13 protein-coding genes are annotated in these 12,397 nt (G+C 31.1%); 10 read left to right on the top strand and 3 right to left on the bottom strand.

The annotated features are described in order from the left end of the window. Positions 1-8: 8 nt before the first annotated feature. The gene (locus VK164_RS01710; RefSeq protein WP_166235746.1) at positions 9-380 is read left to right on the top strand and encodes a methylglyoxal synthase; all 372 of its coding nucleotides are present in this window, start codon (positions 9-11) and stop codon (positions 378-380) included. 128 nt (positions 381-508) lie between these two features. Here VK164_RS01710 and VK164_RS01715 read toward each other — a convergent pair whose 3' ends face one another. The 3 genes from VK164_RS01715 to VK164_RS01725 all read right to left on the bottom strand — a co-directional run bounded on the left by VK164_RS01715 (position 509) and on the right by VK164_RS01725 (position 4,640). Continuing rightward, positions 509-1,351 carry a hypothetical protein gene (locus VK164_RS01715; RefSeq protein ID WP_324207707.1) on the bottom strand — a complete coding sequence of 281 codons (843 nt, stop codon included), beginning with the start codon at positions 1,349-1,351 and terminating at the stop codon, positions 509-511. A gap of 198 nt (positions 1,352-1,549) precedes the next feature. Continuing rightward, positions 1,550-1,930 (bottom strand): RidA family protein, encoded by a 381-nt coding sequence (locus tag VK164_RS01720; RefSeq protein ID WP_324207708.1) that lies wholly within the window; start codon positions 1,928-1,930, stop codon positions 1,550-1,552. A 25-nt stretch (positions 1,931-1,955) separates the two neighbouring features. Continuing rightward, entirely contained in the window at positions 1,956-4,640 is a 2,685-nt protein-coding gene (locus VK164_RS01725; protein WP_324207709.1) for a putative LPS assembly protein LptD, read from the bottom strand. A 71-nt stretch (positions 4,641-4,711) separates the two neighbouring features. Here VK164_RS01725 and VK164_RS01730 point away from each other — a divergent pair, with 71 nt between their 5' ends. From VK164_RS01730 to VK164_RS01770, 9 genes are all read left to right on the top strand, one after another. Beyond that, positions 4,712-5,803: an N-acetylmuramoyl-L-alanine amidase gene (locus VK164_RS01730; RefSeq protein WP_324207710.1), complete on the top strand. Its 1,092-nt coding sequence runs from the start codon at positions 4,712-4,714 to the stop codon at positions 5,801-5,803. A gap of 5 nt (positions 5,804-5,808) precedes the next feature. Next, positions 5,809-6,924, top strand: a complete 1,116-nt coding sequence (locus tag VK164_RS01735; RefSeq protein ID WP_324207711.1) for an N-acetylmuramoyl-L-alanine amidase — start codon at positions 5,809-5,811, stop codon at positions 6,922-6,924. A gap of 36 nt (positions 6,925-6,960) precedes the next feature. Continuing rightward, the gene (locus VK164_RS01740; RefSeq protein ID WP_324207712.1) at positions 6,961-7,914 is read left to right on the top strand and encodes an MlaD family protein; all 954 of its coding nucleotides are present in this window, start codon (positions 6,961-6,963) and stop codon (positions 7,912-7,914) included. Between the two features lie 12 nt (positions 7,915-7,926). After that, positions 7,927-9,252, top strand: a complete 1,326-nt coding sequence (locus VK164_RS01745) for a (Fe-S)-binding protein (RefSeq protein WP_324207713.1) — start codon at positions 7,927-7,929, stop codon at positions 9,250-9,252. Positions 9,253-9,273: 21 nt separating this feature from the next. Continuing rightward, positions 9,274-9,720 (top strand): LNS2 domain-containing protein, encoded by a 447-nt coding sequence (locus tag VK164_RS01750; RefSeq protein ID WP_324207714.1) that lies wholly within the window; start codon positions 9,274-9,276, stop codon positions 9,718-9,720. 56 nt (positions 9,721-9,776) lie between these two features. Next, the gene (locus tag VK164_RS01755) at positions 9,777-10,568 is read left to right on the top strand and encodes a (Fe-S)-binding protein (protein WP_324207715.1); all 792 of its coding nucleotides are present in this window, start codon (positions 9,777-9,779) and stop codon (positions 10,566-10,568) included. Between the two features lie 7 nt (positions 10,569-10,575). Continuing rightward, entirely contained in the window at positions 10,576-11,205 is a 630-nt protein-coding gene (locus VK164_RS01760; protein WP_324207716.1) for a hypothetical protein, read from the top strand. A gap of 78 nt (positions 11,206-11,283) precedes the next feature. Beyond that, positions 11,284-11,892: a hypothetical protein gene (locus tag VK164_RS01765; protein WP_324207717.1), complete on the top strand. Its 609-nt coding sequence runs from the start codon at positions 11,284-11,286 to the stop codon at positions 11,890-11,892. 2 nt (positions 11,893-11,894) lie between these two features. Continuing rightward, positions 11,895-12,377 carry an ABC transporter ATPase gene (locus tag VK164_RS01770; RefSeq protein WP_324207718.1) on the top strand — a complete coding sequence of 161 codons (483 nt, stop codon included), beginning with the start codon at positions 11,895-11,897 and terminating at the stop codon, positions 12,375-12,377. The last annotated feature ends 20 nt before the right edge of the window (positions 12,378-12,397 follow it).

Consider the following 12,397-nt stretch of genomic DNA (forward strand, 5'->3'; position numbering starts at 1 on the left):
AAAGTAAAATGGAAATAGCAATCATTGCCCACGACGGAAAAAAAGCAGACATGGTACAGTTTTTAAACAAAAACAAAGCCTTGCTGTTAAAAGAAAATATTAAAATTATAGCCACTGGAACAACAGGTGGTAGAGCAGAAGCAGCTGGATTTAAAGTAAAAAAAATGTTGTCGGGACCTTTAGGTGGTGATGCACAAATTGCAGCTCGAGTTGCGGTTGGAAAAACGAAAATGGTATTGTTTTTTAAAGACCCCAACTCAAGCCACCCACACGAAGCAGATATAAATATGCTAATCAGAATTTGCGATGTTCACAACGTACCTCTAGCTACCAACGAAGCTACCGCTCAGTTATTGTTATTGGGGTTGGATGAGGTTTAAGATTTTACAGTTTAACGATGTGACGGTTTTAAATAACAGCTTTAATAAATATACCTAAAATTTTTAAAGGAAAAACGTGTATTTACTGCAAAGTTCGCAATCTTGCCAAACGCTAGTTAGCAGTAGCTTTATTTTATTTCAGTTTTTATTAGTTTATAGTTTTTCCAATATTCAATTTTATTTTGTTTACCATTTTCGTTGTAAAAATATTGTTTTTTAATAGGTTTGTCATTTTGAAATTTCCCTTCATATTTTACATTTCCATTTTCATAATATTCTCTATAAATTCCATTTTTGTCCAAGTCTATTAATTCTGTTTCGGATTTTAGAAAACCATTTTGGTAATATTCTTTTACGGTTTCTATTTCCACATCTTTTTCCTTTTCAATAACTTCTCTTTGAATTTTTAGATTACCATTTTCATAATACTCCAATTCTCTTGTAGTTTTTAAGTTTCTACTTTCTTTTTTGTTATGAGTATAAGTGTAAAGTGAATTTTTAGCTACAAAACCATTTTCATAATATTCTATTGATGTTAATAAATTTCCACCATTATAAAATTCAATACTTTCTAAATTTCCATTTTCGTAATATGTGTAATTGTTACCTTGCAAAAAACTGCAATGATAGTTGAAAACACTTTTTAATGTTCCATTTTCATAATAATTTTTCCAAGTTCCGTGATACTTCCCAGTATTAATAGAATCTTTAATATTTATTCTTCCACAAGTTTGTAGTGATGAATAAATTGATATGTGATTAGTTTTATATTCGCAATTTTTATAAAAACCTTCAGTTTTTATATTTCCATTTTCGTAATATTCTTTATAAATGCTGTCTAAAGTTTTACCAACAAGAAATCCTTCAACTTTCAAATTTCCGTTTGGATATTTTTCAACATATTTTTCTTGAGAATACGTAAATGTAATTATCAAAATAAATATTAAAATCAATGTTTTTTTTAATTTCATATTTTTGGGCTGAAAAAGTTACTGCTAACTTATATATATGTGCTACATACATTCACCTATAAACCCAAAATCGGTTAGATTGGTACTATAAGTAGCTTTTATCAAAATTAGGAAAAATAATAACAGCTTAAAGAATTACTTTATCAAAAAATCCCCACAAAAAAATGTGAGGATTTCATAGTATAAAACGTTACAAATTTATTTTATCGCTATCATTGAAATTTCTATGTTTACGTTTTTAGGTAAACATGCTACTTGAACGGTTTCTCTCGCAGGTGCAGTGCTTTCGTCAAAATAACGGGCATATACAGCGTTTATTCGTGTAAAATCGCCCATATTCATAATGAAAATAGAGGTTTTAATTACGTTTTCAAAGGTCATGTCGACTGCGGCTAAAACGGCTTTCATGTTTTCCATTACTTGCATGGTTTCGGTTTCTATATCGTCTAAAACCAACTCCATTGTAACTGGGTCTAAAGCAATCTGACCAGATGTGTATAATGTGTTTCCTACCAAAACAGCTTGGTTGTAAGGTCCAATAGGAGCAGGAGCTTTGTCGGTATAAATTATTTTTTTCATAGCTAATTCAATTTCTATAATCTAATTAAAATACTCTATCAGGTAATTGACGTTTATCATATTTAATATCACTCAATACAGATGATGTAATTCCTATAAAGAAACCCCAATATGTATTGGTACCAAAAGGAACCCAGTTGAAACTCATGCGCCAACTTTCTAAATCTCGCTCAAAACGCAATTGGGTAAATGTAACACCTTTTTGTTTAAAATCATACCCAGAAGAGAAGCCCACTTTCCAACGTGGTGCCAATTCTACATTTCCTGATGCCATCAATGAGTTTGAAGAAATCTCATTTTGACGATTACTGTTGTTATAGGTAACTGAATAGGCCAATCGTAAATCCCAAGGTAATTTGGTGTTGTACCATTCATTTGAACTTTCTTCTTTTTCGCCCTCTTTATCTTTATCAAATAAACTTTGACGTGAATCACTTAAATCTGTACTGGTTCCAAATAAATCATCTCCAGTTCCGCCGTTTTGTTGGTTTTGTTTATTGGTTTTTTTCTCGCCATCTGTACTAGAAAACGAATAATTTAATGTCATATTAGCACTTGTCATACGGAACAAACTACCACCATTATCAATATTGAATTTTTCAATTCGTCTTCCTGAGTTATCAATAGCATATGGGTCTAATGTAGCGCCAAAATTCACATTCATTTTTTGTTTAAACAATTGTGTTCCACCACTAACACGCATCGGTGACCAAGCTAATGAATCGGCTGCTAAATTATAACTCGTAGAAAAGTTTAAGTTGTTTAAAAGCATCACTTTTTTAGTTTCACCTTTTTTACTTTCTTTATCCTGCATTTTGGCCTCAAAAGTATTACTTAACGAGAATCCTAAACTATTTGAGTAGTTTTTTCCAGGCGCACCAAATAATCCACCATCAAATTTAGTATATTCGGCAGTAGTTAATCCTGTAGCATCGATAGCATAGGTGTCATAATATTTTTCAAAACTTGGTGTATAACCATAGGAAACGTTAGGACGCATTACGTGGCGTATAGCTTGGATTTTTTTATCTTCACCAAAATTGAATGTTCCATAAATAGTGGTTCCAATTCCTGCTGAAAAATTATAGGTTCTAAAGGTTTCAAATCCTTTTTGATCTTCAGTAACAACTTTGTTTTCAATGGTGCTGAAGTATTTTTGAATTGTATTAAAAGCCCAAACTTCATTGTATGCAGCACCCATAGAAACACTAAAATATTTGAATACTTTAAAGTTGGTATTGATTGGAATAGTATGTTGAAAACCCGTCTTAGCATCTCTAAACATTTGCGGTTTGAAGAATAATGAATCAGCTGTTTTGATTCGGTTTTCTCCTCTTACGTTATATTGCAAATTGATGTTTTTGAAAAATCCTTTTTTAACACCATCTTTTGGAGCAAAAGGATAGATACGATCAACACTTGCTTGTAAAGTAGGAAGCGTCATATCAATTTGTTCTGTGTTGGTGTTTTGTGAATGTGTTGCAGATAACGACATATTCACCTGTGGTACGGTCTGAAATGTTTTAGAAAATGAAATAGATGAACTCAAGTTGTTGTTCAAACTCGATCCAACATTGTTCATATTGATAGATTGTCTGTAGTATTGGCTACTTCCTAAATTTACCGAAGCTGAAAAACGTGAATTAGCCGCCGCTTTTGCATCTTGACTATGCGACCATTGAATATTATATTGCTTAGACTTTACATAATCAGGAAAACCTTTTTCACTTTGAATGTTATTTTCAAATCTAAAATTGAATCTACCACTAAATTTATACCGTTTGGCATAACTGCTTTCGGCTCGTAATCCATAACTCCCATTAGTGTAATAATCTCCTAAAACTGCTAAATCGTAGTAATCACTTAAAGCAAAATAGTATCCTCCATTTTGTAGAAAATATCCTTGCCTATTGTTTTGCCCAGGGGTGGGTAATATAAAACCAGATGTGCTTTCTTCCGTCATCGGAAAATATGCAAACGGAAGCCCAATTGGTGTAGGTACATCAGCAATAACCATATTTGTTAATCCAGCAACTACTTTCTTTTTAGGAACAAATTTTACTTTTCGAACTAAAAAATAATATTCTGGGTCTTCTATGTTTTTGGAAGTGGTTAAACGTGCATTTTTCATAAAATACACTGAATCGTTTTCTCTTTTTGAAATTTCTGCTTTAATATTTAACTCGCCTTGTTTCGTTCTAGAGTTCCAAACTAATGCTTTTTTTGTTTTGGTATGAAAAACAATCGAATCGGGCTCAACTACATTACTTCCTTGTGTAAAAACAGGTCTTTGGATGTATTTGCCAGTAGAATCTTTCAGTCTTCCTGCGTAAACCAGATTTTTTTCATAGTCCATTACAATTTTTCCAGCCTTTAACTCAAAATCGGTATAGTAGATTTCGGCTTCGTTATAAAGTGTAATTTGTTTCTTTTTTTGGTCTAATTTTTCATAATCTTTTGCCTTCATATTTACCACACCATCCAAAAAAGGTTTCTTCTTTTTTGAGGAGTCAATTGCGGTAGAATCTTTAGGTTTTATAAGGGATAAAGACTCTATTTTGATGGTGTCTGTAATCTTAATTTCTTGAGAAAATACCTGTGTAGTTCCTATTGTTAGAAAAATTACTGAAAAAACGATATGAAATAACTTTGTACGCAATGCTTTTAATAGTATTTTTGTAAAAATTTGGCTTACTTTTTGAAGTGTCAAACTTACATATATTTTTTTGCAAAAATAATGTTTTAATAAAATTATAACTTATAATACTTTTCATTTGTTTTATGATCTATAAAAACACTATCAAATATGTACTTTTAGCAGTTTTGTTATTTGCTTTTATCCCAAATTATGGACAAAGTTCTAATCAATTTAAGGTAGTTTTAGACGCTGGTCATGGAGGAAAAGACCCAGGTGCCATGAAAAACGGACTTAAGGAAAAAGAAATAGCATTAGATGTGGTGCTTAGAGTGGGTAAGTTATTAGAAGCGTATAATGATGTTGCTCTTGTTTATACAAGAAAAACAGATGTTTTTATTGAATTAAGAGAGCGTGCAAATATTGCTAATAGAGCCAAAGCAAATTTATTTGTTTCAGTACATTGTAATTCAACGACAACTGCTGTACCTTATGGTTCAATGACCTTAGTAATGGGAATGTCGAGAACAGGAACCAACTTAGAAATTGCAAAAACTGAAAATGCCGTAATTTTTCAAGAAGCTGATTATAAAACAAAATATAAAGGTTTTGATCCAAACAATCCTGAAACACTAATAGGATTAAAAATTATGCAAGAGGAATCATTACTCCAAAGTATTGAATTAGCAAGTTTAATTCAAGATGGTTTTAAAACAAAATTAAATCGAAAAGACAAAGGCGTGCACCAACAACCATTATGGGTTTTAGACGCAACAGTAATGCCAGGTGTTTTGATTGAATTAGGATTTGTTTCCAATCCTGAAGAAGCTAAATATTTAAGTTCAGAAGAAGGTAAAGCAGAATTGGCGCAGTCTATTGCAAATTCAATTATAACTTATAAAAATACTTTTTTTAGCCCTTCAGAAATAGCATTGCCTCTTGATGTTCAAGAAGAAGTGGTTGTAGCTCCAGAGAATACAATTCCAACAGATAATAATATTGCTGTTAATGATAAAACGACACATTATAAAGTACAACTTGAAGCAGGAACTAAATTAATAGATACAAAGCCAGCTAACTTTAAAGGATTAAAAAATATTTCTTACACCCATGAAAACAAGTTGTACAAATATTTTTATGGCGATGAAACTGATTTTGATGCGTGTAAAAAATTGTTAGAAGAAGCAAAAAAGAAAGGTTATAAATCAGCTTATATTGTAACTTTTGAGAATAAATAACGATTATGATATATAAAATTGCCTCACTTCTTGTAGTACTCAATGTTGCGTTTGGTTTTAGTCAAACCACAAAATTTAAAGTAGTTTTAGATGCAGGCCACGGCGGAAAAGATTATGGTGCTGTTTATCATGGAAATATTGAAAAAAATATTGCATTAAAAACCGTTTTGAAAGTAGGTGCTATTTTAGAAAAAGACCCTCAAATAGAAGTGGTGTACACTAGACAAACAGATGTTTTTATAGAATTGCAACAAAGAGCTAAAATTGCCAATAAATCCAAAGGAAGTATTTTTGTTTCAATGCATTGTAATGCAAATAAAAGTGAAGCCGCATCAGGAAATGAAACCTACGTAATGGGAATTACAAGAAACGCATCAAATCTAGAAGTGGCAAAAGCTGAAAATGAGGTAGTTACTTTAGAATCAGATTATAAGGTAAAATATGATGGTTTTGACCCAAAATCTCCTGAATCAGTAATTGGAATCTCTATTTTGCAAGAAGAATATTTAGACCAAAGTATTGAATTAGCTGGAAATGTTCAGCAATTTTTTACCAAAAAAACCAGTAACAAAAATAGAGGAGTTAAGCAGGCAGGATTTCTAGTGTTAAGACAAATTACTATGCCGCGTGTTCTAATTGAAATGGGATTTGTTTCCAATAAGGAAGAAGGCGCATTTTTAAATTCTGAATCAGGTCAAGATAAATTAGCTGAAGCAATTTCGGGTGCAATTATAGAATACAAAAAAGAGTTCTTTAATCCTTCAAAAGAACCAGAGGTTAAAGAAAAAGAACCAGTTAAAACAACTCCTATTGAAGATAAACCAGTTGAAAAAGAGCAGTCAAAACCAGTTGAAAAACAAGTAAATAAAGTAATTGTATATAAAATTCAAATTGCTGCTAGTTCAAAAAAATTAAAAACAGTTCCGCAAAATTTTAAAGGATTAAAACCTATATCAGTGGAAACTTCAGGTAAATTGTTCAAGTATTTTTACAGTGAGGAAGCACAATATGAAGAAGCTAAAAAACGATTAGATGAAGCTAAGAAAAAAGGCTACTCATCAGCCTACATTGTTGCTTATAAAGACGGAATAAAAATAAACCTTGCAGATGCGATAAAATAAAATAAAAGTTTATTTTTGTTAAAAATTTATTTCGCTTTGAAACTAACTAAAGAAATTAAAACCGCTGTCCTTGTAATTGTATCCATTGTCTTGTTTATATGGGGATATAATTTTTTAAAAGGAAAGAATCTTTTTGATAACAACAACAAGTTGTATGTTATTTTTGAATCTGTTGAAGGATTAGCCCCTTCATCAACTATAACAATAAAAGGAGTTCCTGTGGGAAGAGTAAATTCATATTCTTTTTTAGATAGTAAAAAAGTATTAGTTGAAATGTCAATCACTTCCGATTATCCAATTTCAAAAACAAGTATTGCTGAACTTCAAGGTTCTTCTCCATTAGGAGGGAAAGTAATTGTTATTATTCCAAATGATAAAGATTCAAACTTGGCTGTATCAGGAGATTATTTACAAGCCTCAAGTAAATTAGGATTAACAGATGCTTTAGCTCAACAATTAGAACCACTCCAAGCAAAAATTCAAAAATTACTTGAAAATGCGGATGTGTTATTTACCAATGTTAATGATGTGTTAGATACACAAACCAAGCAAAACCTTAAGAACAGTATTGCTGAATTAAACAAAACATTGTCGGAATTTAGTGTAGCCTCAAAAAATATTAATGGTTTAATTGCTGATAACAAATCAAAAATAAATTCAACATTAAGCAATTTTGATAAAACAGCTGCAAATTTTTCTAAAATGTCAGATTCTTTGGCTAATGCTAACTTAGGCCAAACCGTTAAGAATTTAGAGAAAACCTTGGCTAATGTCGACAAGTTAATGGCTGATATGGAGCAAGGAAAAGGAACAATGGGTAAATTAATGAAAGACGAAACAATGTATAATAATTTTGCTAAAACATCCAAAGAGCTAGAATTATTATTACAAGATTTGCGTTTAAACCCAACAAGATATGTAAATGTTTCTTTGTTTGGTAAGAAAAACAAACCTTATGTTGCCCCAGTAAACGATACAATTAAAAAGTAAAATCTCCTCAATATGAATTTTTTAGATAATATTTTCTTTGCATTGCTTTTAGCTATAGGTGTGGGTTATTTTACACTTAATGTTAAAAAATTAATCCGAAATATTAAGTTAGGACGTGATGTAAATCGAACTGATAATTCTTCAGAGCGATGGAAAAATATGACGATGGTAGCTTTAGGACAGTCCAAAATGGTTAAACGACCAATTGCTGGTTTTTTGCATATTATTGTGTATGTAGGATTTGTAATCATCAATATTGAAGTAATAGAAATTATAATCGATGGTCTTTTTGGAACACATCGTGTTTTGTCTTTTATGGGCATTTTATATGATGTATTAATTGGTTCATTTGAAATATTAGCCTTGTTGGTTTTAGTATCGGTAGTAGTTTTCTGGATAAGAAGAAATGTTACAAAATTGGGTCGTTTTGCAAGTTCAGATTTGAATGGAAAACCTAGAAACGATGCCAATTATATTTTATATTTTGAAATGGTATTGATGTCATTATTCTTATTAATGAATGCGGCTGATTTACATTTACAAAATTTAGGAATAGGTCATTACAGCCAAGCAGGTAGTTTTCCAGTTTCTCAATTCTTTGCCCCTCTTTTTAATGGAATGAGTGAAGGTTTAGTTGTAATTATTGAAAGAGGAGCTTGGTGGTTACACATCATTGGAATTTTAATTTTCTTGAACTATTTATATTTTTCAAAGCATTTACATATCTTATTGGCATTTCCAAACACTTTTTATGCAGATTTAAACGCAAAAGGAAAATTGGATAACTTAGAAAGTGTAACTAATGAAGTAAAATTAATGATGGATCCAAATGCTGATCCATTTGCAGCACCAGCAAATCCAGATGCGGTTCCAGCAAAGTTTGGCGCTTCTGATGTGCAGGATTTAAATTGGGTTCAATTATTAAATGCCTATAGTTGTACCGAATGTGGAAGATGTACTTCATCGTGTCCAGCGAATCAAACGGGTAAAAAATTATCTCCTAGAAAGATAATGATGGACACTAGAGATAGACTTGAAGAAGTTGGTAAAAATATCGATTCAAATAAAGGAATGTTTGTAGATGATGGAAAATCATTGTTAAACGATTATATCACAACAGAAGAATTATGGGCTTGTACTTCTTGTAATGCTTGTGTTGAAGAGTGTCCAATTAATATTAGTCCGCTTTCAATCATAATTGATATGCGCCGTTATTTAGTAATGGAACAAAGTGCTGCTCCTACAGAATTGAATAATGTGATGACAAATATTGAAAACAATGGCGCACCATGGCAATATAACCAAATGGATAGGTTGAATTGGGCAAACGAAGAATAACACACAACAATTAATAATAGCATGAAAAAAGAAGAAATCGAAGGGAAATTGCAGGCAATATCTGTAAATGGTGAACAATTGAGTCCAATATTACCAGAAGGAATTAAAAACTATTTAATTGATATTGACGGAACTATCTGTGACGATATTCCAAATGAAGAGCCAGAGCGAATGGTTACAGCAGCGGTTTATCCAGATGCTTTAGTTACTTTAAATAAATGGTATGATGAAGGACATATTATTTTCTTTTTTACGTCAAGAACAGAAGCACATAGAGAAGTTACAGAAGCTTGGTTAAAATTACATGGATTTAAATACCATGGAATGTTAATGGGTAAACCAAGAGGAGGAAACTATCACTGGATTGACAATCACTTGGTTAAAGCAACTCGATATAGAGGGAAATTTACAGATTTAGTAGATAAAGAAGTTACTATACAAGTTTTTGACGATGAACATCACGAGTAATTTACAGTAAATTCCAATAAATAATTCAGCAATTTAACAATTAAACATATTTTAATATGTCAGAAAATTTAATAGTTCCTACAATGGCCGAAATGATGGCACAAGGCAAGCAACCTGATGTTTTGTTTTGGGTAGGATGTGCAGGAAGTTTTGATGATAGAGCAAAAAAAATCACAAAAGCTTTTGTTAAAATATTAAACAGAGCGAATGTTTCTTTTGCTGTTTTAGGAACAGAAGAAAGTTGTACTGGTGATCCAGCAAAAAGAGCAGGAAACGAATTCTTGTTTCAAATGCAAGCCATGACTAATATTGAAGTAATGAATGCTTATGAAGTAAAACGCATTGTTACTGCATGTCCACATTGTTTCAATACTTTAAAAAATGAGTATCCTGAGTTAGGAGGAAAGTATGAAGTTTTACATCATACTGAATTTATAAAATCTTTATTAAATGAAGGTAAATTAACTATTGAAGGAGGACAATTTAAAGGAAAACGTATTACTTTTCACGACCCTTGTTATTTAGGAAGAGCCAATAATGTATATGAAGCTCCTAGAGAATTAATTCAAAAGTTAGATGCTGAATTAGTTGAAATGAAACGTTCTCGTGCCAATGGATTGTGCTGTGGCGCTGGTGGAGCACAAATGTTTAAAGAACCAGAAAAAGGAAATAAAGACATCAATATTGAAAGAACTGAAGATGCTTTAGACACACAACCTGAAATTATTGCTGCGGGATGCCCATTCTGTAACACAATGTTGACAGACGGTATCAAACACAAAGAGAAAGAAGATTCTGTTAAAGTGCTTGACGTTGCCGAATTAATTGCAAACGCACAAGATTTATAATTAGCAGATGAGAAAATTAATTGTTTTATTTTTTTTAATCACCAATGTTGTTTTTAGTCAATCTACTAAGAAACAAGAGTTAATAAAAAAGCTTACCGAAACCACTTGTACTTGTACAAATAAAGCCAAAATAGAACCAAGAAAACTAAAAGTAACTTTAGGATTATGTATGTTAGAAGCTATTAATGCAAATAAAGCAGAAGTTTTTAAAGTGTATAATAAAAAATCAATTGATTCTGAGTTAATTGAAAACGTAGGAGAAGATATTGGAGGTGAAATGATGGATATTTGTCCAGAAATCATGGAAAAATTGCTAAATGATGAAGAATTAATGAACAAAATTGCAGAAGATAATGGCATTGATGTGAGTACTGAAGATGAAGAAGATTTGAATATTTCGGGAGCTTTTACTGAAACTAAAATTGATGGCTATCTATATGTTATTGTAAAAGAAAGTTCAGGAAAAGTAAATCATTTTGTGATATTGCAGAGTTTTGAGAATGTTTTCTTAATAACAGATAAAGTTTTAAAAGTAAATGATTTGGTTAAAGTTTCTTATTACGAGGCAGAATTGTATGATCCCAAATTAAACAAATTTATTACGCAGAAAGTAGCTACTGATATCGTAAAAAACTAAAAAAATAAGTGGTATTGTTTTTGCTCTTGGCAATACACATTTAAAATAATTCAAGAGAAAAAACTAAAACTTAAACGTATGAAAAAATTACTATTACTATTATTACTTACTTCTAGTTCAATTTTTGCACAAAAATTAACAAAAGAACAATTGATCGACAAAATGTCTGATGTGGGTTGCGAATGTGCAAGCAAACAAGAAGTTACTAGAGATAACATGGAGATGACTTTAGGATTGTGTATTCTAGAAGCAATCAATAAATATGAAAAAGATGTTGAAAAATATTATGGTAAGAACATAATCACTAACGATAAAAAAATGGAAGAGTTAGGATATGATATTGGTTTAAAAATGGGAGCAAAATGTCCAGATGTTTTTATGGCCATGTTAGGAGATGATTCTGGTGATGAAGATGCGGTTGTTGAAGATGAGCCAGACGCTATGATTTCAGGAAAATTAACTGAAATTAAATCAGAACAATTTATGACTTTTTCAGTTAAAGAAGCATCAGGAAAAATGAATCAATTTATTTTATTAAGTAGTTTTGAAAACGCTTTCTTATTAACAGATAAAGTTTTAAAAACAAATGATAGTTTAGAAGTATATTACTATGAATTAGAATTGTTTGATGCTAAATTATCAAAATTTGTTACATATAAAGTAGTTACAGATATCATAAAAAAATAGCAATGTACGTACCATTTGATACATTACCCGAAGAATCCAAAATTTGGATTTACCAATCTAATAGAAAATTTTCGGATGAAGAAATACAAGATATTGAAAAAGATTTGATTGCTTTTTTAGAGAATTGGACTTCACACGGACAACATCTTGAGGCTTCTTTTGTAACAAAATACAATCGTTTTATTATTATTGCGGTTAATCAAGAAGTCCAGCCTGCAACGGGTTGTTCAATCGATGCTTCGGTACAGTTTATTCAAAATCTAGAACAAAAGTATGGGGTTGATTTATTGGATAAAATGAATGTAACCTTTAAAATGGGTGAGCATGTAGCTTTTAAACCGCTAATTGAATTTAAGAAGTTAGCAAAAGAAAAAGCTGTTTCAGCCAATACAATTGTTTTTAATAATTTAGTAAACACTGTAGGAGAATGGCAAGATTTTTGGGAAGTTCCTGCTAGCGAAAGTTGGCATAATAGATTTTTCTAAAACGAATATTTAAACTATAT

It is taken from the genome of Flavobacterium sp., from assembly GCF_035299005.1.
In the GTDB taxonomy this organism is placed as follows: domain Bacteria; phylum Bacteroidota; class Bacteroidia; order Flavobacteriales; family Flavobacteriaceae; genus Flavobacterium.

Excerpts from the sequence above, each read along its gene's own strand:
- VK164_RS01715 (WP_324207707.1), bottom strand. The coding sequence starts at position 1,351 with ATGAAATTAAAAAAAACATTGATTTTAATATTTATTTTGATAATTACA.
- VK164_RS01770 (WP_324207718.1), top strand. The coding sequence starts at position 11,895 with ATGTACGTACCATTTGATACATTACCCGAAGAATCCAAAATTTGGATT.
- VK164_RS01750 (WP_324207714.1), top strand. The coding sequence starts at position 9,274 with ATGAAAAAAGAAGAAATCGAAGGGAAATTGCAGGCAATATCTGTAAAT.
- VK164_RS01735 (WP_324207711.1), top strand. The coding sequence starts at position 5,809 with ATGATATATAAAATTGCCTCACTTCTTGTAGTACTCAATGTTGCGTTT.
- VK164_RS01730 (WP_324207710.1), top strand. The coding sequence starts at position 4,712 with ATGATCTATAAAAACACTATCAAATATGTACTTTTAGCAGTTTTGTTA.
- VK164_RS01710 (WP_166235746.1), top strand. The coding sequence starts at position 9 with ATGGAAATAGCAATCATTGCCCACGACGGAAAAAAAGCAGACATGGTA.
- VK164_RS01720 (WP_324207708.1), bottom strand. The coding sequence starts at position 1,930 with ATGAAAAAAATAATTTATACCGACAAAGCTCCTGCTCCTATTGGACCT.
- VK164_RS01745 (WP_324207713.1), top strand. The coding sequence starts at position 7,927 with ATGAATTTTTTAGATAATATTTTCTTTGCATTGCTTTTAGCTATAGGT.
- VK164_RS01760 (WP_324207716.1), top strand. The coding sequence starts at position 10,576 with ATGAGAAAATTAATTGTTTTATTTTTTTTAATCACCAATGTTGTTTTT.
- VK164_RS01755 (WP_324207715.1), top strand. The coding sequence starts at position 9,777 with ATGTCAGAAAATTTAATAGTTCCTACAATGGCCGAAATGATGGCACAA.
- VK164_RS01765 (WP_324207717.1), top strand. The coding sequence starts at position 11,284 with ATGAAAAAATTACTATTACTATTATTACTTACTTCTAGTTCAATTTTT.